The sequence below is a fragment of the Spiroplasma endosymbiont of Cantharis rufa genome (assembly GCF_964019665.1).
Lineage (GTDB): Bacteria > Bacillota_I > Bacilli_A > Mycoplasmatales > Mycoplasmataceae > Spiroplasma_A.
In genome coordinates, this window is record NZ_OZ026459.1 from 171,326 (window position 1) to 195,505 (window position 24,180).

The 24,180-nt window shown below is 25.8% G+C and carries 14 protein-coding genes and 9 tRNA genes; 21 read left to right on the forward strand and 2 right to left on the reverse strand.

The annotated features are described in order from the left end of the window. Positions 1–41: 41 nt before the first annotated feature. The 18 genes from AACL15_RS00770 (at position 42) to AACL15_RS00855 (ending at position 18,660) form a co-directional block, all read left to right on the forward strand. A tRNA-Pro gene (locus tag AACL15_RS00770) sits at positions 42–118 on the forward strand. Positions 119–144: 26 nt separating this feature from the next. Beyond that, positions 145–220, forward strand: a tRNA-Ala gene (locus AACL15_RS00775). A 5-nt stretch (positions 221–225) separates the two neighbouring features. Beyond that, positions 226–302: transfer RNA gene (locus AACL15_RS00780), tRNA-Met, on the forward strand. 25 nt (positions 303–327) lie between these two features. Then, positions 328–404: transfer RNA gene (locus AACL15_RS00785), tRNA-Ile, on the forward strand. Between the two features lie 44 nt (positions 405–448). After that, positions 449–541, forward strand: a tRNA-Ser gene (locus AACL15_RS00790). 7 nt (positions 542–548) lie between these two features. Then, positions 549–624 (forward strand) — tRNA-Met (locus AACL15_RS00795). 5 nt (positions 625–629) lie between these two features. Further along, a tRNA-Asp gene (locus AACL15_RS00800) sits at positions 630–706 on the forward strand. Between the two features lie 5 nt (positions 707–711). Next, positions 712–787, forward strand: a tRNA-Phe gene (locus AACL15_RS00805). Positions 788–901: 114 nt separating this feature from the next. Beyond that, positions 902–978, forward strand: a tRNA-Ile gene (locus tag AACL15_RS00810). 220 nt (positions 979–1,198) lie between these two features. Further along, entirely contained in the window at positions 1,199–3,892 is a 2,694-nt protein-coding gene (mgtA, locus tag AACL15_RS00815; protein WP_339034394.1) for a magnesium-translocating P-type ATPase, read from the forward strand. Positions 3,893–3,993: 101 nt separating this feature from the next. After that, positions 3,994–6,411 (forward strand): leucine--tRNA ligase, encoded by a 2,418-nt coding sequence (gene leuS / locus AACL15_RS00820; protein ID WP_339034396.1) that lies wholly within the window; start codon positions 3,994–3,996, stop codon positions 6,409–6,411. A gap of 81 nt (positions 6,412–6,492) precedes the next feature. Next, the gene (locus AACL15_RS00825; RefSeq protein WP_339034398.1) at positions 6,493–7,017 is read left to right on the forward strand and encodes a ferritin-like domain-containing protein; all 525 of its coding nucleotides are present in this window, start codon (positions 6,493–6,495) and stop codon (positions 7,015–7,017) included. A gap of 83 nt (positions 7,018–7,100) precedes the next feature. Continuing rightward, positions 7,101–10,958: an AAA domain-containing protein gene (locus tag AACL15_RS00830; protein ID WP_339034400.1), complete on the forward strand. Its 3,858-nt coding sequence runs from the start codon at positions 7,101–7,103 to the stop codon at positions 10,956–10,958. 4 nt (positions 10,959–10,962) lie between these two features. Continuing rightward, on the forward strand, positions 10,963–13,236 hold the full coding sequence (locus AACL15_RS00835) for a hypothetical protein (RefSeq protein ID WP_339034402.1): 2,274 nt from the start codon (positions 10,963–10,965) through the stop codon (positions 13,234–13,236). Positions 13,237–13,238: 2 nt separating this feature from the next. Beyond that, on the forward strand, positions 13,239–14,330 hold the full coding sequence (locus AACL15_RS00840) for a hypothetical protein (RefSeq protein WP_339034404.1): 1,092 nt from the start codon (positions 13,239–13,241) through the stop codon (positions 14,328–14,330). A gap of 8 nt (positions 14,331–14,338) precedes the next feature. Beyond that, the gene (locus AACL15_RS00845; protein WP_339034406.1) at positions 14,339–16,150 is read left to right on the forward strand and encodes an AAA family ATPase; all 1,812 of its coding nucleotides are present in this window, start codon (positions 14,339–14,341) and stop codon (positions 16,148–16,150) included. A 22-nt stretch (positions 16,151–16,172) separates the two neighbouring features. Then, positions 16,173–16,739 carry a 4Fe-4S single cluster domain-containing protein gene (locus AACL15_RS00850; RefSeq protein WP_339034408.1) on the forward strand — a complete coding sequence of 189 codons (567 nt, stop codon included), beginning with the start codon at positions 16,173–16,175 and terminating at the stop codon, positions 16,737–16,739. Positions 16,740–16,830: 91 nt separating this feature from the next. Beyond that, positions 16,831–18,660: a hypothetical protein gene (locus AACL15_RS00855; RefSeq protein ID WP_339034410.1), complete on the forward strand. Its 1,830-nt coding sequence runs from the start codon at positions 16,831–16,833 to the stop codon at positions 18,658–18,660. Here AACL15_RS00855 and AACL15_RS00860 read toward each other — a convergent pair. Then, the gene (locus AACL15_RS00860; protein WP_339034412.1) at positions 18,657–19,499 is read right to left on the reverse strand and encodes a bifunctional 5,10-methylenetetrahydrofolate dehydrogenase/5,10-methenyltetrahydrofolate cyclohydrolase; all 843 of its coding nucleotides are present in this window, start codon (positions 19,497–19,499) and stop codon (positions 18,657–18,659) included. The genes AACL15_RS00855 and AACL15_RS00860 overlap by 4 nt on opposite strands. Positions 19,500–19,540: 41 nt before the next feature. On the opposite strand from AACL15_RS00860, the gene AACL15_RS00865 reads away from it, so the two are divergent. Further along, positions 19,541–21,103, forward strand: coding sequence for a formate--tetrahydrofolate ligase (locus tag AACL15_RS00865; protein WP_339034414.1), 1,563 nt, complete (start codon positions 19,541–19,543; stop codon positions 21,101–21,103). A 47-nt stretch (positions 21,104–21,150) separates the two neighbouring features. On the opposite strand, the gene AACL15_RS00870 is transcribed toward AACL15_RS00865, so the two are convergent. Continuing rightward, positions 21,151–22,509 (reverse strand): FAD-dependent oxidoreductase, encoded by a 1,359-nt coding sequence (locus AACL15_RS00870; RefSeq protein WP_339034416.1) that lies wholly within the window; start codon positions 22,507–22,509, stop codon positions 21,151–21,153. A gap of 127 nt (positions 22,510–22,636) precedes the next feature. Here AACL15_RS00870 and AACL15_RS00875 point away from each other — a divergent pair, with 127 nt between their 5' ends. Both AACL15_RS00875 and nagB read left to right on the forward strand, forming a co-directional pair. Next, positions 22,637–23,362, forward strand: coding sequence for a hypothetical protein (locus AACL15_RS00875; protein ID WP_339034418.1), 726 nt, complete (start codon positions 22,637–22,639; stop codon positions 23,360–23,362). A gap of 28 nt (positions 23,363–23,390) precedes the next feature. Continuing rightward, positions 23,391–24,116 carry a glucosamine-6-phosphate deaminase gene (gene nagB / locus AACL15_RS00880; protein WP_339034420.1) on the forward strand — a complete coding sequence of 242 codons (726 nt, stop codon included), beginning with the start codon at positions 23,391–23,393 and terminating at the stop codon, positions 24,114–24,116. Positions 24,117–24,180 lie beyond the last annotated feature (64 nt).

Sequence of the window (24,180 nt, forward strand, 5' to 3'; positions counted from 1 at the left end):
TTATTGAAAATTATCATGAATATTATTAAATATTCATACTTCGGGAAGTGGCTCAGCTTGGTAGAGCATTCGGTTTGGGACCGAAGGGTCGCAGGTTCGAATCCTGTCTTCCCGACCATTATAATTTAATATTTTTTTATATATGGGCCCGTAGCTCAGCTGGGAGAGCACCTGCCTTGCACGCAGGGGGTCGACGGTTCGAACCCGTTCGGGTCCACCATATATGGCGGGGTAGCTCAGTTGGTTAGAGCGCTCGGCTCATACCCGGGAGGTCAAGAGTTCAAGTCTCTTCCCCGCTACCATATATTTTATTGTTTTTATTATTTTGGACCTTTAGCTCAGTTGGTTAGAGCATCCGGCTCATAACCGGATGGTCATTGGTTCGAGTCCAATAAGGTCCACCATCATGATGACTCTATAATGATCAGGATGGGGCAAAACAAAATACGGAAGATTACCCAAGCCTGGCTGAAGGGGTCGGTCTTGAAAACCGAGAGTCGGGGAAACCCGAGCGGGGGTTCGAATCCCTCATCTTCCGCCATTTTTATCGCGGGGTGGAGCAGTTGGTAGCTCGTCGGGCTCATAACCCGAAGGTCGTAGGTTCAAGTCCTACCCCCGCAACCATTTTTGGCCCCATAGCGAAGTTGGTTATCGCGCCTCCCTGTCACGGAGGAGATCACGGGTTCGAGTCCCGTTGGGGTCGCCATTATTGGTTTTGTAGCTCAGTTGGTAGAGCAATTGATTGAAGCTCAATGTGTCGGCGGTTCAATTCCGTCCAAAACCACCATTAAATGAATAATAGACGTCATTAAATGACGTTTTTTTAATGAAATATTTTTAATTAAAAATGCTTTTTTTATTGAATTTTAAAAGGTAATATTTTATAATTAATATTGTTTTACGGAGTATAGCTCAGTTGGTTAGAGCGCACCCCTGATAAGGGTGAGGTCGGTGGTTCAAGTCCACTTATTCCGACCATTTTAGATTTTAAAGATACCATTAAGGTGTCTTTTTTTATTTTATGTATGTATAATAATTAAAGATTTAAAGAGAGGTGGTAAATATGAGTATTCCTTCCGAACAGGTACGAAGTTTAATTATTCAAAGCAAGATAAGAAGTAATGCTAATTTATCGCTTTTTTTTGTATTTTCAAAATAAGATTATAAGTTAGCTTTCATAAATAAGGAGAACGATGTTATGAAAACTAAAAATAAAAAAGTAAATAACAATTATAATAATCAACTTGCAAAGTTTGTTGAGTTAGATCAGCAACAAACTTTAAAAAAATTAGAGATTTCTAACTTTGGTTTATCAGAAGAACAGGTAGAAGCTCAAAAAAATAAATTTGGAGATAATTTACTAAAGGAGAAAAAATTTAATTATGTTTTGTCTTTTATTAAGGCATTTTTCAGTCCATTTAACTTAATACTGATTGTAATTGATACATTCAGTTTCTATCAATATGCAACAGATCCAGAGCTATCAGATCTTGTTGGAGCATTATTAGTTTTAACAATGATTATAATTAGTGGAACTATTTATTTTGTTCAAGAAATAAGATCCTTTCACGTTATTAAAAAAATGACATTTGAAAATAAACATATGACAAAGGTTATTAGAGATGTTGATTTTGTCATTAAAGATATTGATAATGCGAACTCAATAAAATTAATTAAAGAAAGTGAACAAATTGAAACATCAGAACTTGTTCCTGGAGATTTAATATATGTTTCAAATGGAGATTTAATTCCAGCTGATGTAAAAGTTATTTGATCAAATAACTTATATTTAAATCAATCATCTTTAACTGGAGAATCTTTTCCAGTACAAAAGAAAACAATAAATAATAAAGAAAATTATTTAGAGTATGAAAATGTTTGTTATATGGGAACCGAAGTAGTTTCAGGTTCTGCACTTTGTTTAGTTATTCAAACTGGACAGAAAACTTTCTTTTCTGCGATTAATGATAAAGTTACAGAAAAAAGAAGTAAAAATTCTTTTGAAAAGGGAGTTTGAAAAATTACAATGTTGCTAATTTCATTTATGTTAGCAGTTACACCAATAGTTTTTTTAGTTTTTGGATTAAGACCAGCAACAATTGATCAAAGATGACTTTCAGCAGCATTATTTGCAATATCAATTGCAGTAGGGTTAACACCAGAAATGTTACCAGTAATTGTTACTGCAAATCTTTCTAGGGGTTATTCAAAAATAAAAAAAGAAAATGTTATAGTAAAAAATCTAAATGCTGTTCAAAATATGGGAGCTATTGATATTTTATGTACAGATAAAACAGGAACAATCACAAGTGGAGAAATTAATCTTGATCATGTTTTTGATATAAAAAGTCAAAAGAATGAAATGATTGAACATATATTATATTTAAATAGTTATTTCCAAACAGGATTTCAAAATCCAATTGATCAAGCTGTTTTGTTAAGTAAAAAAATTAGTATGCCAAATCTTGATGAATATTCAAAGGAGTGAGAAGTACCTTTTGATTTTCAAAGAAAAATATTATCAGTAATCCTTTCAAAAAATGGAGAAAAACAAATTTTTACAAAAGGAGCTATTGAAGAAGTTTTAAAAGTATGTGATCGTATTTATATAAATGGTCAAATAGTAAAATTAAAACAAGATCACATTGATAAAATTATGAAAAAATCTAATGATTATAATAATGATGGGTTTAGAGTTATTGGAATTGCACATAATGAATTAGAAGATGAAGATATTGAAGAAGATTTAGTATTTTATGGTTTTGGTACATTTTTTGACGAACCAAAAAAAACTTCAAAAAAAATTATTAAGGAATTAGCTGAAAAAGGAATTTCAACAAAAATTCTTACAGGTGATAATGAAATTATTACTAGAGCTATTTGTTCAAAAGTAGATTTTAAAATTGAAAAATTATATACAGGAAAAGAAATTGAAGCAATGAATGAAGATCAACTTCATAAAGCAGTTCGTAAAGGAAATGTTTTTGTTAAATTAAGTCCGATACATAAATCAACAATAATAAAAACTCTTAAAGAGCAAGGACATGTTGTAGGATTTATGGGAGATGGAATAAATGATGCTCCAGTTTTAAGAGAGTCAGATGTTGCAATCTCTTTTGATGAAGCATCAAATATAGCCAAAGAAGCTGCAGATATTATTTTAATGGAAGAATCATTACTTCCAATTAGTCACGCAGTTCATGAAGGAAGAGTTTCATTAGCAAATATTTTAAAATATATTAAAGTTACAATTGCTTCAAATTTTGGTAATGTTCTTAGTGTTTTGGTTGCCTTATTTTTAACAATGTCAGAGCCAATGCAACCCTTGCATTTATTAACTCAAAATTTATTATATGATATAGTAATGTTTGCATTTATTTTTGATAAAGTAGATAGTAAATTTACTGATAAACCTCGACCATTAAAAACAAAAAATATAATATGGTTTACAGTCATAAATGGACCTGTAAGTTCAATATTTGATATCTCAACATTCTTAGTTTTACTATATGGATATCATATTGTTAATCCAGGAATAGGTGCTGGAGTACAACCTCCTAGTGAAGGTGGATTAGAAATATTTAATGGTAGCTGATTTGTTGTGGGGTTAATGACACAAACTGCAGTAATGCAAATGTATAGAACTGAAAAAATTCCATTTATTCAATCTAATGGTTCATGACAAGTTACAGTGTCAACAATCTTTGTTTGTTCTATGGCTATAATTGTGCCATATGGATTTATGAGTATTGATGCAATTAGTGATGGTATGAAAATGGGTGTACCAAAATGATCATTCTTACCAATTGCATTAAGTTTTGTTGCAGCATATATGCTTTTAGCACAAGCTGTAAAAATGTTATATATAAGAATATTTAAAGAATGATTATAGAAAACTTAAACTTATGTTTAAGTTTTTTTTGTTATCATTAAACATTACCACTAATTAATATTTAATGTAAAATATTTAAAGTTAATAAAAGAGGTAATAAAATGGAATTTTCACATAAAGCAATAGAAAAAAAATGACAAAAGTTTTGAGAAGAAAATAATACATATAAAACAACTAGCAATAAAGATAAAAAGGCTTATATTTTAGATATGTTTCCATATCCTAGTGGAGCAGGACTTCATGTTGGTCATCCTAAAGGTTATACTGCAACAGATGTTTTTGCAAGAATGAGAAGAATGCAACAATATGATGTACTTCATCCAATTGGGTGAGATGCCTTTGGTCTTCCAGCAGAGCAATATGCTTTAAAAACTGGAAATGATCCACGAGAATTTACAGCTAAAAATATTATTACTTTTAGAAAACAACTAAAAAAATTGGGTTTTAGTTATGATTACAATAAAGAAGTAAATACAAGTGACCCAAATTATTATAAAATCACGCAATGAATCTTTCAACAACTTTATAAAAAGGGATTAGCTGAAATTAGACAAGCAAGTGTAAATTGATGCGAAGGACTAGGAACTGTTCTTGCAAATGAAGAAGTTGTTTCAATGAATGGAAAAATGGTTTCTGATATTGGTGGATTTGAAGTAGTGAAAAAACCAATGAAGCAATGAGTTTTAAAAATTACAAAATACGCTGATAGATTATTAGAAGGTTTAGATTCATTAGAATGACCAAATTCAGTAAAAGAATTACAAAAAAATTGAATTGGTAAATCTGAAGGAGCAATTATAAAATTTGATGTTAAAGATAATAAGGAAAAAATAAATGTATTTACAACAAGAGCAGATACAATTTTTGGAGTTTCATATATTGTTCTTGCTCCAGAAAATGAATTAGCTTTAAAATTAACTACTTCAGAAAATAAAAAGAAAGTTCAAGAATATATTACTTTAACAAAAAGTAAAACTGAAATTGAAAGACAAGATGACTCAAAAGATAAAACTGGTATCTTTACGGGAAGTTATGTTATAAATCCTTTTACAAAAGAAGAATTACCTGTTTGGGTAGCAGATTATGTATTAAATGATTATGCAACAGGTGCAGTAATGGCTGTGCCTGGTCATGATGAAAGGGATTGAAAATTCTCACTAAAGTATAATCTAGCAATAAAATTTGTATTAGAAACCAAAGATGAATCAAAGGCCTTTGTGGGTGAATCGAAAATAATTAACTCAGATTTTTTAAATGGTTTATCAAAAGTAGAAGCTATTGATTTAGTAATTAATAAATTAGAAAAAATAAAAAAAGCTGAAAAAAAAATCAACTACAAATTAAGAGATTGACTGTTTTCAAGACAAAGATTTTATGGTGAACCATTTCCAATAGTTTTTTTAGAAGATGGTCAAATAGCTTTAATTGATGAAAAGGATTTACCATTAGAGTTACCTAAAACAGATTATATTAAACCTTCAGGAACTGGTGAATCACCATTAGCAAATTTGTCTGATTGAGTGAATATAGATTTTAAAGGCAAATCAGCAAAAAGAGAAACTAATACAATGCCTCAATGAGCAGGAAGTTGTTGATATTATTTGGCCTACATTTTGACAACAAGTCCTAATAATTTAGTAGATATTAACTCAAAAGAGGCAATGCAATTATTTAAAAAATGATTACCAGTTGACCTTTATATTGGTGGTCAAGAGCATGCAGTTCTTCATTTACTTTATGCAAGATTTTGACATCAAGTATTATTTGATTTAGGAGTTGTTCCAACAAAAGAACCATTTCAAAAATTAATAAATCAAGGAATGATTTTGGCAGATAATGGTGAAAAAATGAGTAAGTCTAAGGGTAATGTAATTAACCCTGACGAAATTATTGAGTCACATGGAGCTGATACTTTAAGGTTATACGAGGTATTTATGGGACCATTAGAGGCTTCTTTACCTTGAAGTTATAAAGGACTTGACGGAGCTAGAAAATGACTTGATAGAGTATATAGAATGATTGAAAATATTAAATTAACAGATAAAAATAATCATAGCCTTGATTTCATTTATAATGATGTTGTTAAAAAAACAACTCAAATGATTGAAGATTGCAAATTTAATACTGCAATTTCACAATTAATGATGTTTGTAAATTCAGTTTATAAAGAAACTCAACCGATTTATAAAGAATACATTTTTAATTTTATTAAAATGCTTTCTGTTTATGCTCCACATTTAGCTGAGGAATTATGAGAAAAATTGGGTAACAAATCAAGTGTGTGTTTAGAAGTATGACCAAATTATGATGAATCTAAATTATCTCTTTCAGTTGTTACTATTGCTGTTCAAATAAATGGTAAGTTAAGAGCAACTTTTGAAGTTGATAAAGGCACTCAAAAAGAGGAATTAATAGAGAAAGCTAAATCTCTAGATGTCATAAGAGAGCAAATTAAAAACAAGCAAATATTAAAAGAAATAGCTGTTTTAGATAAAATTGTAAATATTGTTATTAAATAAGTTAACTTAAAAGTTTTTTACTTAATTTACATATTTTATAATCTCAAGAGATTATAATAAAATTATTAAAGGAGGATTTTTATGGATAAATTAATTTTAAGTAATCTTCAAGATTACATTAACGAACATATTAAGATGCAATTAAATTGTTTTAATATGAGTAAAAAATGTGATGAACTTGGTTATCCAGGTTTTACACACTTTTTTCAAGTACAAGCTCAAGATGAATTTTTACATCAGAGAAGAATAATGAATTACCTTTTAGATAAGGGTCAAGGATATAAAATATCTTCAATAGAAATTAAAAATAAGGATTTTAAAAACATTGTAGAAATTTTGCAAGAGTACATTAGTTGTAGAACACATTTTGCAAAAATTACAGATGAATTCACAAAAAATGCAAAGGAAAAATCAGATTTTACAACAGTGAAATTCTATGAATGATTTGCAATTGATTTCTTTGAAGAAATCTCAGAAACAAATGATTTACTTGATTGAATTAGAATGTCTAATGGAAATCATTATGATGTAGATAAAAAAGTATTAAAAAGAGAAAACCCAAATACTTTGGCAGTGGTTGATCCATTCGCACCACATCAAGATTAAATTCTAATATCAACCTTTTGGTTGATATTTTTTAATTAACTAAAAATGTTATAATAATTTAAGACAAAAGTGAGGGTTAATTTATGTCAAATATTATTGAGAATAATGCAGTTAAAGAAATAATATTAGACTTCTCTTTTTTACAAAATGTTCAATTTAAGGAAAATCCATCTAGTTTAGATCAAATAATAGAGCAATTAGATATAAGAGGCATAAATACTTGTGTGGAGTTTCAAAATTTTTTGAGAAGCTCTCTTGCTAAAAAATCATTTATCTGTCTTTTAGACAACAAAACTAGACAATTCTCTAAAAAAGATAAGAGCAAATCTTCCTATAATGGAATTATAAGAATTGAGTTAGACTCAAAAAATCAAAGTCTTTTGCCAGAAGGAACTTATCTTGGATTTTATGTAAACATTGACACTATGAATGCTTCTCTTATTATAAGTTCTATATTTATGACAAGATTAAAACCAGCAGCTCAGGAATTTGAAACAATAATACAAGAATCACAAATTCTAATAGTTAGAAATCAAGGTCAAATTAAAGATGAGGAGTTAATTAGAAGAAATGTTTTGAATTCTTCTAATCTTTCTGAAATAGGAAAATTACTATCTACATTTGAAGAAGAAAAAGATAAATGATTAAACTATTTAGAATTTAGTGATGATTTATTAAAACTAGATAGAAAAAAATCTTTACCTTATTTGGGATTAAATTATCAAAAGGTAATGAGAATAGATAAAATTTATTTTGAGTCAAACTTATTCGAATATGATATTAAAGAATTTAAAACTAGAGCATATAAATATCTATTAGTAAATTCAGAATCTTATTTAAAAAATAAAAGAATTCCATATCAAATTTCTTATGTGGTTACTTTGGACCTTTTAACTGATGAATTAGAAAAAATTAATAGAATTAAAAAAACAAAAGACTTATCTCTTGTACCAATAAAAATGAATAAAAATATTTTAACTACACATGAACTTATTAAAAATATTCATGAAATTTTTGATTTTGATCTTGATAAAATTAATGAAATTAAAAATATATTACAAGTATCAAATATGCTAGGTGTTTCAGAAGAAGAAATAAGCTTTGCAAATTATTGAATGAAAAATAGCAAAAATATTTTTCTTGGAGAAAAAAATGAATTTGACATATTAATGAAAAATAATCCAAAGGAAATGCAACAATGAAAAGTTAAAAAAATAAACTTTGAAATTGAGCAGGATTTTGATGAGTCAATATTTTTAAATAGTAATTTAGAATCTTTAAGTTCAGGATACATTGCATATACTGGAATTGGTGAAGACGTTCTAATTGAAAGATCTAGACAAGTAATAAAAAAAGTTTCAGAAGGAAATACAAAAAACCCTTATTTAATAAATTATTTATTTAATACAAAGCTTGTCGAATTATCAGAAGTTTCAAATGATATTAAAATAGAAGATATAGATTTCAATTTTAGCTTAAATGCTGAACAAAAGGATGCAGTAAGAAAAGCTGTTAATACAAAAGATATTTTTATTTTGCAAGGACCTCCTGGAACTGGAAAAACTCAAGTAATTAGTGAAATAATAACTCAATTAGCAAAAATAAATAGAAAAGTTCTTATATCAAGTCAGAATCATGAAGCTATTAAAAATGTTGTTGATAGATTACCAATTGACCCAAATCTTAATAAAATAAGATTAACAAATCAATTAAATATAAAATCACAATCTTCAAATGGTTATTCACCTGATAGAGTTCTTTACAATTATTATAAGGCTATTGGAAAAAGAGCTTTTGATGATATGAACAATGATGAAAATTTAATAAATGAGTTTAATAATTATAAAAATGAATTAGAAAGATTAATAAACGCTAATAAAAGTTTTTATCAAAATAATAATCAGGTTAGAAGTATTCAAGAAAAAATAGACGATTTAAATAATCAAATAACAGCCTTTAAGGAAAAGAATTTGGAAAAGGTTAGATCAAAAAATTTATTAAAAGAAGAATTAATAAATGTAATAAATTTAATTGAAACTATATCAACAAAAGAATTTGATGCCTTAATTAATGTGGGCGAAAGAATAATTAAATGCTATGAAAACTCAATTAAATTTGAATTAGATAATTTTGTTTATATAAATTTAAATTTCGATCCAAAAGACTTTTTAAACCCTTACTTATTAATAAAAGAAATTGTAAATGAAGTTTATTATAAAAATGAATCTTTTTTAGAAATTAAAAAATCAAAATTAATTTTAAACAAGTACAAAAGAAATGCTGACTTTGATTTAGTTGAAAAAGAAGAAAGCAGAATTGAAGGTCTTGAGCAAATTTTAAGAGCTGATATTAAAGTTAATGAATTAAATAAAATATTTGAAACTTTTTTAATTAGCCTAAGAAATTTAAAAGTAGAAATAGAACTAAAATTACAAAATCAGGATAATGAACCATTCTCAGATTTTGATTTAGATAAATTTGAAATTGAAAAAAATCAATTAATAGTTACAAAAAATAATTTAGCTGAGAATGCTGGCTCAAGTGCTAGAGAACTTAGAGAATTGATAAAAGTAGTTAATGATAAATTTTCATTAGATCTTGGTCTAACTGATATTGATTTAGAAGAACAAGTAAAATCTGAATTAAAAAGTTTAGAAAAAAAATTGAAACAGGGTAGAATAAGAAAAGAAAACTTTTCAGAAATGTACTCCTCAATAATAAAATATTTAAATGACAATTATAAAATAACAAATAATTTTGATGAAGAACTTGCTTCAAAGAATTTTACAGGTCAAACCTTTAAAGATAGTCAAAAATACATAAAAACTATTTTGGATAACTTAGTTAACGTATATTCAATGACACTAACATCTACAAATTTATTTAAATTTACAAAAGATAATTTTGCCAATAAATTAGGGTTGGAGGAATTAAATTTAAGAAACATGGATGTTGATGTAGTTATCATTGACGAGGCTTCAAAGGCTACTATATTGGAAATTTTAATGCCTTTAATTTATGGTAAAGCTTTAATATTAGTAGGTGATTATAGACAATTACCACCAATCTTAAAATTACAACCAAATGATGTTGAGGATGTTAATAAACATTTTAATAAAGATTACAATTATAATTTGATGTATGAATTATTAGATAATTCTGCATTTAAGAAACTTATATCTGCAAAAAATAAAAATATAACTACTATTCTTAAAACTCAATATAGAAGTCATGAACAGATTATGGAAATTGTAAATAAATTTTATGATGGACAATTAAAAGTTGAGTCACAAGTAAGTGAACAAAAAAGACATGACTTAAAAATTATTAATCATTTTAATAAAGAAATAATTAACTCAAGGAATTCTTCATATTGAGTGGATTCTACATATAATGTAAAAAATGAAATTAGCTATGAACAAAGTGAAGATTTTTCAACTAGTTTATTTAATGATTTAGAAATAAAATTAACCAAGCAATTATTAATTGAAATTGATAAAGCAGTTTTAGAAAAAAAACAAAAACTAAAGCCAAGTGTTGCTGTAATTAGTTTTTATGGGCTACATGTAAATAAACTAAAAAGAGAGATCAATATTACTAACTTTGAAAATATCAATATAGTAATTAATACAGTTGATGATTTTCAAGGAAAAGAAGCAGATTATGTTTTAGTAAACTTAGTAAGAAATCCAGAAAAGTTATCAACTAAATCTGGAAGAGACTTTCTAAAAAAATATGAAAGAATAAATGTGGCTTTTTCAAGAGCAAGAGAATTATTAATAATAATAGGAGCTCAGAGAGCAGTTAATGATATAACTGTTAAGATACCAACTATTGATGACCCTAGTGTCTCAAATAGTTATCAAGTTTATGCTGATATAATATCAAAACTTGAATTTGAAGGTTGTTTACTTAAACCTAATGAAATAATGGAGGATTAGAGATATGATATTTAATAAAATTGAAATTCAATATGAAAAATTTTATATACCATTAAAAATAAAGTATTCTGAAATAAGAAAACCTACATTTATGGAATTTTTAATTTTATTAATTATAATAGAACATCCCAATAAAAATAAAAATATTAATGATATTTTGGAAGAAGATTTTAATATTAAAAATAAAATTCTTTTTGAGAGAGCTTTAAGAGAGCTAATAAATTTTAAGGTAATAGAAATTGGTCAGAATAAAGTTGGTGTGGGACTATTAAATATGAATACACCAATTAATAATTTCTCAATTGATTTAAAACTAAAGGAAGAGTTTAAGAAGGGAACTTACACAATTTCTCAAGATAATAAATTTCAAGATATAAAATTTTATATAGATCCTGTTTATAAGAATAAGGAAGTTATCAAAGAAATTAATTGAAAAAAGAGAGTAAACGACGTTAAATTTACACACAAACTTTCCACAACAATGGATAAAAAAGAATTTTCAAATAATGAGTGACTTTATAATTCATGTTCTGAATTTATAAACCAAAATCCTGATATTTTTGGAGATAATTCCTTTTTAAGGGATGTTATAAATGAGGGGCAAGAATCAATAAATGATGTCAGTAACTTTGAAAAGTATATTAAAAAGGATACAGCAGCCATAGAAGCTTGAATTGAATTATTTGATAATGGTACTTATAAAATTAAAACTGAAAGTAATTTTTTTGATGACTATTTAAGATTTAATCCCAATATGACATTAGATATTTTAAAAAGTATCTTAAGTAAGTATGATGAAAAAATAAAAAAATTATTTATGCCAGAGTTACATATAAAAAATAAAAATGACTTTATGTCTAACCCAGACTTATTTTCAAATTTAAATATTAAACCAAGTTATAATTTAATGCTAATAAATGATCAATTTATAAAATCAGATGATGAGATTATAAAGAGCAAAGAGTTAGCAAAAAATATTGAAATAATTATTTTCTATAATTCCAAAAGAAATACAAAAATAATAAGTGTAATAGATAATAAACTAATTTTTTATGTTGGCCATATTGACAATGAAATTTTACAAAATAATTCTTTTGTTTATTTGGATTCAAAAAATATATCAAACAGTTTTTTATTGGCAAATAAATCTTTTGATTCTATTAATATCAATATTCCTGTTATTTATAAGTATAAAAACCCGAGCGAGTCTGTTGATTTAACAAATATATTTATATCTAGTATAGATAACATCTTAGAAAAATTTGAAGACTCACTTATAAATAAAAAGTATGATATATCAATGAATATATATTTAATTTTGGAACGTCTTGGTTTAGAAGAAAAGGTATCTACAATTCTTGAAGAATTTTTACTTAAGACAGTTGAATTTGGGCAAAATTATAATGCTATGAAGCAATATTTAGCAGAAAAAACCGATAGAAAATTATCTCTAATATTAGAAAAAGTTGCAAAAAATTTAATTATAAAAATATCTAATGAAAGAACAGATGATGAATTATTTGATATATTAGAAAATTATCAATTTATTAATACAAAAAATATATTGGATATATTTGACAAAATAAATATACAAAGTACAATTGAAAATATTTATAGAATTAATAGTTATTTGGAAAAAAATTCAATTGATGGTTGAAAATATAATGTTAGAGATTCTTTGGGTGTATTAACAAAATACTTCAAAACAAATAATAGAGCAGAGATGTTTGCTGATAATAAATATAACTCTGATGTATGAGCTCAACATGCTCAAACTTTAAATATTATTGGAAAAATAACTAAGGAATTATATATTTCTAACTATAAATTTGTAGAAGAAAATTATAAATTTTTATTGGATTCTATTATAGAGTTGGTTGGCAATTCATTAGATATTGAAAATTTTGATCAGTATCTCTTAAACTTATCTGACTCATTAACAGATTTTTATAGATATTATTACAAATATAAAAGTGAACAGTTTCTTCAAAAAACAGAAGAGATAATAGATTATAAAGTTAAAATTATGGCTGGAAATTATATAAATAAAATAGAAAATGATATAAATGAATTTATAGATAAAAAAATATATAATATGCCAATTGAGTTAAAATTAGTGTGAGTTAAAAATGTTTTAAATATGCCTGAAGTTGTAGATAAGATTTTAAAAAATAATGATAATTATTATAAAAAAGCCTTAAATATTATTTTTGGAAAAGAAAGAAAATATACGCAAACTGATTTATTAAAGTATATGAATATGTTTGGAGGAAAATAAGTATGAGTATGTCAGCTGAAGAAATTTTAATTAATTGTGAAAAACAGTTTTCATTTATCAAAAAAGATATTGATGTATTAATTGATTATATTATTGAATTAATATCACATTGTGAACAAATTGATAATTCAGGATTCTATAAAAAGGAAATTGAAAAATTGTTAGAAGAATTAAGAAAAGAAGAAAAGGATTTAGCAAGAAATACTTATGAAAGAGATCTTTCTACAAATACGCATGTTGCAATTGAAACTTATCATGAAATTCAAAGATATGCAGAGAGAAAACGTGATACGATAGCTGAGTTTAAAACTCAGGTGGTTAACTTAAAAAGAGATGTATTAATAAAAGAGCAAGAGAATATTTTAAAAGTATTTACTAAAGATAATTTTAAGGATTTAATAAGTTTTAAAAATGAATTAATTATTAAATATAAAAATGAAAATGATAGGATTTACATTAAAGAAATGTTTGAAAAAAATCAGCACAGGATAATTAATAAAAAACCTGAAGAAGTAATTAATTTAATAACTGAAGAACTAAAGCAGTTTAAAACTTCTAACAGAGTAATGAGTAAGGAAATAGTTGAAAATTCAATTCAATTATATAAAGAGGATTCGGATGTTTTAATTGCTATTAAAGAGCAAGCTAATAAATTAACTTCTTTAAAAGAAACAAAAAATTATCAAAAAGATATAAAAAACTATTTTCTAATTTCATCAAAATTGGCAGAACAAGAAGCAATTAGAAAAGATAATGTAATAAAAATCATTAAGTCAATAAGAGAAGTTGGTTATATAGTAAAAGAAGAGAATATAAGAAAAATACAGGAAAAAAATTTAATTCTTATTCATGGTGAAAAACTGACTGGTGAAACAGCAGACTTTGCTGTAAAATTAGATGGAAGTTTTGTTTATAATTGAGAAGGGTTTGAAGGTCATGAACATGATGCTGATGCTCAGGCTTTTTTAAATAGGCTTAAAGAATTTAACTTACATTCAAGTAAAGAATTTAATAAGCAGTATAGAGAACCAAAATATATTGCTAAAAACAAGCAAAATATAAATAGCAAAAAAAATAATAACTCAAGTAAGTAGGTGAATTTATGAGTGTAAAGAGAGAATTAGAACAATTAAAAAATTTAATAGGTATTAAAAAAGCAATTATAATTGAGGGGAATATAGATGATATTTATGAATTTGAGGGTAAATATGTAAACATCCACGATATAATTTTTAGTATTTTTGATCAAAAAAAATACTCTGATAAATTTATTTTTGACCAAAATTCTGGACTAAAAGGAAAAAAAATAACTAGTCTAATAACTAGTTCTTCAAGTAAATTAAGTAGTGCAGAATTTATTGGAAATGAATTTGATGAGCTATTTAGTGGTGATATTGATAAAAGTGATTTTAAAGATCATTTAGTTCTAAAAAAACCAATTGATTTCTTCACTCTTTTAAATAAAAATATTAATAGAGAAGATGAAAGAAAAATTGGTTTTGTAGCAGATTATACTAATTTTGTTTTTAGTGACCAAGGATTAGATGTTGATGATAGAGCTGTTTTAACAGAATTTTCAAAGACATTAAAAGAATCTAAATTCTCAATTTCAAAAATTGATGAACTAACAAATTGTATTGTTTTTTTAACTAAGAAAATAAATCAATTACCACCTAGTTTATACTTAGATAATCCTGAAATTATTATTTCAACATTACCAAAACCAAGTAGAGCTGAAAGAAAGCAATTTTTATCTACAATTAAATTAAGAATTCAAGTTACAGATATATTAGCTGAGTTTGAAAATATAGTTGATGCAACAGAAGGTTGAACACTTAAGGAGTTATCTCATTTTGCGAAGTTTAGTTGTAATTTTACAACACCACTTACTTTTAATAAAATGTTTAATATATATAATTATGGAGAAAAGACTTCCCCATGAGAAGAATTAAGTTATGAAAAAATGTTGACTATAAAGCAAGAACTTTCTTCAAAAGTTATTGGACAAGATGAGGCTGTTGCAAAAGTAGCAAAAGTAATTTATAAGGCTTATACTGGACTTACTGGAATAACGTTTTCCTCAAAAAGAAGTAAACCAAAAGGAACTTTATTTTTTGTAGGTCCAACAGGAACTGGAAAAACAGAACTTGCAAAAGCTATAACTACTTTTTTATTTAATGATGAGGCGAATCTTATAAGATTTGATATGTCAGAGTATGGACAAGAAAATGCAGATCAGAAATTAATTGGAGCACCTCCTGGATATGTAGGTTTTGAGGGTGGTGGACAATTAACAAATTCAGTAAAAGAAAAGCCATTTAGTGTAATTTTATTTGATGAGATTGAAAAGGCAAGTCCCAAAATATTTGATAAATTTTTACAAATTCTTGAAGATGGTAGATTAACAGATAATACTGGTCAAACAGTTAGTTTTAGTGAGTCGTTTATAATATTTACTTCAAATATTGGAGCAGCAGAAGTTGATCCTAATCAAAGTGCAAGCGAAGTTCAAAATCAATTTATAAAAAAAGTTCAAAATCATTTTACAAATGAATTAAACAGACCTGAACTTTTAGGTAGATTTGGAAATAATATAGTTCCTTTCAATTTTATAAAGGATTTAAATTTAAAGGCAAAAATAATACGTCAAAAAGTAAAACCAATTCAAATTGCAATTTATGAAAAGTATAAGGCTGAACTCCATATTGATTTAACTGATAGAGCTTTAATTGAAATTATATTAAAAAATGCTGATGAAAGAAGAGGCGGAAGAGATGTTTTAAATTCTCTTGAAACTAATTTAGTAGATCCACTTTCGGAATTTCTATTTCAGAATTTAAAAAACATAAGAACAGGAACTAAAATTTTAGCCTCAACAAATGAAGGAAAAATAATATTTAATATCAATGGCTAATTTAAATATTGGAAAATTTCTTATGAATAGTGAAATTGAAGGACCAGGAATTAGATTTGTTATTTGATTTCAAGGTTGCACTATAGGATGCAATGGATGTTCAAATCAGGAATTATTAGGTTTAGAAAAAAAGATGTTTATGCCAAATGAGTTTATTTATGAGAAAATCTTAGAGGCAAAGACTTTATTTAATATTGAAGGCATCACTCTAATTGGAGGAGAACCTTTTTTACAACCGAATGGTTTAAAGGAACTTGTTATTTGAAGTCAAAAAAATAATTTATCAGTTATTTGTTTTACAGGATATATTTATGAACAAATGTTAGAAGAGCATAATGATATTTTAAAAAATATAGACATTTTAATTGATGGACCATTCATTATGAAACTTTTAGATAAAAATAGAAGACTTATTGGTAGTAAAAATCAAAGAGTAATAAAAATAACAGATAGATATAAAAACTGTGATTATTTTGAACAACCACATTCAGAAGTTGAAATTCAAATCTATAATGATAGACTTTCAATGAATGGAGATGGTGTTATATTTGATAATGAAAATGGAGAATTTAATTTCAAAATAAGATAGAAGGAAATAATTATGAGCTTTTTGGTTAAGAGTATGGTGAACTTCTTTTCGTTTTCTCTTTTATAAATTTATAAAAGAGAGGATATAGAAAATGAATAAAAATGTCAGTAATAAGATTTTAGATCTTACTTCCAGTGCTATGATGATTTCATTAGCAGTGTGTTTAAAACTAATTTTTTCACCTTTACCAGGTGTAGACTTAACACTTTTAATTATTATATTAACGGCATTGTTTTTGAAAGCAGATATTTCAATTTTATCAACAGTTGGAATATCACTATTAAGTTTATTAATGCCAATAGATATTATTTTAAGCATTTGTACGATTACAATTTACTTATTTTTTAATATAACTATAATTTTATTTAGACATTTTTTATTAAAAAACAAAATTGTAGTTTATATAATTGCACCAGTATTTGCATTAATGATTACATCCTTATATTTACTTGTATCCATTTTTACTTATGGTAAAACTGAAGGTTACTCATTGTATTTAACACATTTACATGAGGCTTATATAATATTCTTTATGTACTGTGTAATAACACCTTTGTTATTAAAGAGATTTCAAAATCTATTTTTAAAAATTGAAGGAAGATATTCATCTATATATAATATTTCATTTAAAAAATATATTGAAGAAAGTGAGAATAACATTTTGAAAATTTCGGATAAAAAAATAAATTATAATACTCAATTAGCATCAATGATTATTTCAATGATGATTTTAATATGTTATTTTAGTTTTGTTCCATATAAAATGGTAACGAAATTTAATGATATTAATTATTTGGCAGCAATAATAATTGTTCCCATAATGATGTTATTTATAACACCATTATGAATTAAATTAGCTAAAAAAATTGGCAATCTAAATATTTTAAAAATTAATTCAATTGGATTATTGTTTGCTTTGATATTTACATTTAGTTCATTTGAAACAAATAATTTTACTTTAGCTAATTCTTTATTATTTACTGGTCTAACTTTATTCGGAATTTTTGTAGCAGGGTTATTACCAATAAATATTGAAATTATAAAAAGTTTTGAAAGAAGGAATGGATTAAAAAATAAAACTTCTAAATATAATTCTATTTATGGTTTTTTATTACTGCCAATACCTTTTCTAATAGAATATTATTCAAAAAGTTTATATATATTATTCTTATTCATCGTATTGATGATTATTCTTATTAGTTTATTTTTATTTAATGCAAATATTATGTCTGAGGGAAATGTGCTAAATATTAATAAGGACTCTTTTAAAACATTAAAAAATAATAAAAAATTTTTTACCGAGATATTTATTCAAAATTATTTTATAGGATTTTTTAAATTTCTAGATTGGTCCTTAGTACTGTTCTTTTTTCTAAGATTTGAAAATAATAAAATTATTATAAGCACTGAAATAAAGGATGATTCATTGTTATTATTTTTAATTTTTGGATTTATTTCAAAATATTTGGCCCAAGCAATTTTTGCAACTATTAAATTTAAAAATAGTAATGTAAATAGAATAGCAATGCTGTTAACTATCTTATCTGTTATTGTCTTTATAAGTTTTTTAATAACAAGTATTTATGTCAATTTCTCAAGAATAAATAATGTATACTACTCTTTATTAATTATTCTAATGTTTATATTTGGAACCGCTTATGCTTTAATTGAGAAAACTAAAGCTAAGAGATTTAAAAGCATTGTCACTAATGAAGAATTTTCATTAGCTATGATTATTGATCATGTTATGGGGAATGCTTTCTTTTCATTAATTATAGCTAGTATATTTTTTATGATTATTTTATTAACTAAGGCTTCTATATTAGGAATGATTTTGCTTATGTCCTCTTTTGTAGTTATTGCTTCAATTTTATTAATAACAAATTCTTTACTAAAAAATAATAAAAAGGAGAGCAATTAGTTCTCCTTTTGACTATAAAGATTAAATGTATTTTCTAATAAACAAGATATAGTCATAGGGCCAACACCACCTGGAACAGGTGTGATATATTTAACTATTTCAAATACCTCATCAAATTTGACATCACCACAATACTTGCCATCCACGAAATTAGCTCCTACATCAATTATTGTCATTTGATCATTCACAAAATCTTTGGTAACTAAGTTTGCAACACCAGCAGCACTAATTAAAACATCTGCATTTTTACAAATACTTTTTAAATCTCTTGTTTTAGTATTGCACACTGTAACTGTAGCTGATTTATTAATAAGCATATTAGCAAGAGGTTTTCCTACAATATTGCTTCTTCCAATTATCACAATATTTGCCCCAATTAAATTAATTTTTTTTCATTCTAGTAACTTTATAATTCCATAAGGTGTTGCAGGGTAAATATTTGATTTATTTAACATTACATTTCCTAAATTTATAGGCGTAAAGCCATCAGCATCTTTTAAAGGAGAAATTGTATCTGTAATTTCTTTTTCATTAATATGTGAAGGCAATGGAAGTTGCACAATTATCCCATCAACTGTTAAATCTTTATTTAATTTTTCAATTTCTCTAATTATTTCACTTTGTTTAATATTTTCCTGATACTTTTTTAACTCTCCAATTATTCCTACTTTTTGACAAGCACTCAATTTATTTTTTATATACTTACTACTTGCTAAATTATCTCCAATTTGAATTATTGTTAATTTTGGTTTTCTTTTTTCATTTATTTGCTCTATACTATTTTTAAGACTAGTATTTAATTCCTGAGCATAAAATTTACCATCTATTATTTTATTCATGACTTAAATCCTTTCTAAGAAACATTCTAAAGGTGATTATAATGGAAAAAATCTTAAAAGTATTAAATAAGCTAAAAATTAATCAAAAAGATTTTGATTTTTATGGCAAAAATATTGTAAAAATTAACTATGAGAAATATATGAATAATAAAAAGGGAAAGTTAATATTAATGACTTCAATAAATCCTACTCCAGCAGGAGAAGGTAAAACAACGACAGCAATTGGTTTAGCTGATGGCATGAACGATATTGGTAAAAATGTAATTTTAGCTCTTAGAGAACCTAGTTTGGGGCCAGTATTTGGTAGAAAAGGGACTGCAACTGGTGGAGGAGAAAGCGAAGTTATTCCAATGGATGAAATTAACTTGCACTTTACTGGAGATATTCATGCTATTACTACAGCAAATAATTTAATCTCAGCACAGATAGATTCTGAAATTTATTGAAAAAGTGATATTAAAATTGATCCAAATCAAGTTATATGAAAAAGATGCTTAGATTTAAATGATAGAGCTTTAAGAAATGTTGATATTAAAATAAGTAGTAAAGTTTCTAGAAAAGAACAATTTACAATAACTGCAGCAAGTAATATTATGACAATTTTAAGCTTATCTAAAAGTTTAGAAGATTTAAGAATTAGATTAGATAACTCTCTTATTGCCTATGATTTAGAAGGAAACGATATATTTTTAAAACAATTAAAAATTACAGGGTCTCTAATGGCTATTTTAAAAAATGCAATTAAACCAAATTTAGTTTTAACAAAATATGATACTCCAGCTTTAATTCACTGTGGTCCCTTTGCAAACATCGCCACAGGAACAAACTCAATTATTTCAACAAATTTAGCATTAAATTTAGGAGATTATTGTATTGTTGAATCAGGGTTTGGCAGTGATTTAGGATTTGAAAAGTATATCGATGTAATAAATCAAGATAATGACTTAATTCCAGATTGTACAGTAATGGTTGTCACTTTAAGAGCACTAAATTTGCACAAAGATTTTGAAAATAATTTTGATCATTTAGAAAAACATTTAAAACATGTTAGCCAATATAATTTAAATTTAATTGTTGCAATAAATTTTATTGAAAATGATAGTTTAGAGCAATTGGAGCAATTAAAAAAATGATTGGATGATAATAACTATTTATGAGAAATGAATGAAGCTTATATTAAGGGAGCAGTAGGGGCGCAAGCCTTGGCTAGAAAAGTAGTTGAAATTTGTGATATCAAACAAAATTTTAAAATTTTAATTAAAGAGAATGAAAAAATTGAAGAAAAAATAAAAAAAATAATTAACAATTTTTATTATTTGAATGATTTTGAAATTAGCAAAAAAGCTCAAGAAAAAATAAAATCTATTAATAAAACAGTATATAAAAATCTTCCAGTATGTATGGTTAAATCAGCAAATTCAATTGATGGAAATGATGGTAAACTAAAAAACTATAAAATTATTGTGGAGGATATAATTGTAAATAGTGGAGCTAAATTTATTTTGGTTTATACCAATAATGTTATGAGCATGCCTGGATTAAATAAAACTCCAAACTCAAAAGATATTGATTTGCAAAATGGTGTAGTTTTAGGATTGAAATAGAAGTAAAAAAATGGAATTTAAAATTCCATTTTTTTACTATTTATAAATTATTTTTTGAAATAATTTAATCCTAATACTTCTAAACTAGCTAATGTAATAAAATTATATGGTTTGTTAAAGTGAGGCAAGAAGAAGATATCAACTAATGGTAATTCATCAATTGTAAGTCCTTTTTGAATTCCTAAAGCAAACATATACATAACTTCTGTATGATTATTTACAGAAGCAACCTGTGCCCCAATAATTCTTCTTGATTTTTTCTCTCAAATAATTTTAATTCATACATCTTTATAAGTTGACATAAATTCGGGTCTATCAGAATCTTTAAACATAACTTCTTCTACATCAAGTCCAAAGCGTTTACATGCTTCCATAGAAATACCAACTGAAGCCATTTTTCATCCAAATACTTCAATTCCATTTGCTCCAGTGAATCCTGGACTTTTCAATTTATTTCCTTGAGTAATGTTAGCAGCTGCTAGGATACCAGTTCTTACAGCAGTAGTTGCTAATGCGATTTGAGTATCTTTTTTCATTGAACAGTTGTAAACCTGAGCACAGTCACCAACTGCATAGATATCTTTGTTAGAAGATTGCATAAATTCGTTTGTTTTAATTGCTCCTCTTTCATCAAGATCAATTACACCTTTTAATAATTGTGTTTGAGGAATAACTCCAACAGAGAATACTACGTAATCAACTTCAATTTCACCTTTGTCTGTAATAACTTTAGTTACTTTTCCGTTTTTTCCTTCAAATTTAACAACTTTTTGTCCAAGAGCTAAGTTAACTCCTTTTTCCTTCATTGTTTCTTCTACTAATCCAGTAAACTCACTATCATAATAAACTGGCATAATTCTATCTGCAATATCGATTAATGATACCTTTTTCTTGTTTTCAACAAAAGCATCTACTAATTCAACTCCGATATATCCAGCTCCAACAACAGCAACTTTTTTAATTGCAGGATTATCATTAGCCGCCTTAATAACTTTGGCATGGTGGAAATTCTTACAAATTTGAACACCTTCCAAATCAATTCCTTCAATTGGAGGGAATATTGGTCATGTACCTGATGCTATTACTAATTTGTCGTAATTATCATCAAATTCTTCTCCTGTTTTTAAGTTTTTTACTCTAATTGTTTTTTTCTTTGCATCCATACCAATTCATTGATGTTGCATTTTAACATTAATATTTTCACTTTCTAGAATTTCAGGTGAAGCATAAAATAAGCCATTTGGGTCCTTTACTTCTCCTCTAACTCATAAAGCGATTCCACAACCTAGAAATGATATGTTATCATTTTGATCATAAGTTGTAATTTCCATGTTTTTATCTAATCTTCTTAAAGTTCTAACTGCTGTTGTTCCAGCATGATTAGTTCCAATTACTATTGTTTTCATTTTTTTTGCTCCTTAATCTTTTTACATTATAATAATATATGAATAATGTAGCAATTTTAAAAGAATTGGAATAATTTCTTTGAAATAAAATGAATATAAATAATTTTTTAAATAAAAGGTGGTAAAAATGTTTTTAAGAGTAAATGGAGATATAAGCTATTATCTAAAAAGATCAGGTTTTATTAAGTATTTTGATGAGAATAATCTTTCTAGAAAATCAAAGTGATTTATTAAAAGAGTTGAGAAGAAAATAAATGATAAAAATACATTTACTTATTTTAAGCATTGAATTCTTTGAAGATGAATAAATGCCAATTTTAAACTTTCGGAAGGTTTTATTGGTAAACTAAAAAGAAATTTAAAAAAATTAGAACTAACTTTAAATTCTAAAGAGGAAAGATTTATTAGAGATATGGAAGAGTTGGTTTTTAATTCCTGAAGACCCTTAAAGCAATTTCCAGTTAGATTTCAATTAGAAAAAAAGGAAAGAATAAATTTAATCCAAACTAGTGTAAATATTCACAAATATAATCCAGAAGCTGATGAAAAAAAGATTCAATTAATAGGAACTTATGATTGCTATTTTTCAAATCAAAATATTTTTCTAACTGATAGTAATCAAAATGTTCTTAAAAAAATTGAATTTTCTTCAATTTTAGATGTATCGATTGAAACATTTGGGGTGGTCATTTCTACTAAAAACAAAAAGTACTTATTTAGAGGAAAAAATAGATTGCTAACCTATGTATTATTGCAAAGAATGATTCCAAGATTAGGTCTCAAATTAGAAGCAACAGAGGGGTTATATAATTATTTTGATTTTTGAAATAAATTAATTTCAAAAATTAGTTAATATATGAATATAAGAGGAGAAAATACTTATGAAAATTATAAAAATTAGTGATAACAATGAAGCAGGTAAAATTGTAAGTGATTTAATATTAAATGAAGTTAAGTCTAACTCTAATATTGTTCTAGGTTTAGCAACAGGAAGTTCACCTATTACAACATATGAAAATATTATTGTTAAATCAAAAGAACTAAATATTGATTGAAGTAAAGTTACAACTTTTAATTTAGATGAATATAAAGGATTAAGTTCAGAACATAGTCAATCTTATAGATACTTTATGAACAATAAACTTTTTGATCACATTAATATTGATCATAAAAATACTTTTGTACCAAGTGGAATGATTGAAACTAATATTGAAGCAGAAAAATATGATGAGTTAATTTCTCAAAAGGGTGGAATTGATTTACAACTTTTAGGTTTAGGTATTAATGGCCATGTTGGGTTTAATGAGCCAGGGAGTGACTTTGAGGGGTTAACTTCAATAGTTAAATTAACAAAATCTACTATTGAAGCAAATTCAAGATTTTTTGAAAATGAAAATGATGTACCAACTCAAGCAATATCAATGGGTTTGAAATCAATTATGAATGCGAAAAAAATCATTTTAATTGCAACTGGATCAGCAAAAGCAGAAGCTGTTAAAAACTTAGTAGAGGGGCCAATATCAAAAAATTGACCTTGTTCAGTTTTGTTAAATCACAAAGATGTAACAGTAGTAATTGACAATGAAGCTGCTAGGTTATTAAAATAAATTAACTCTTAAGGGGTTTTTTATTTTAATTAATTTGCAACATTATAATATGGTGTAAAATTAT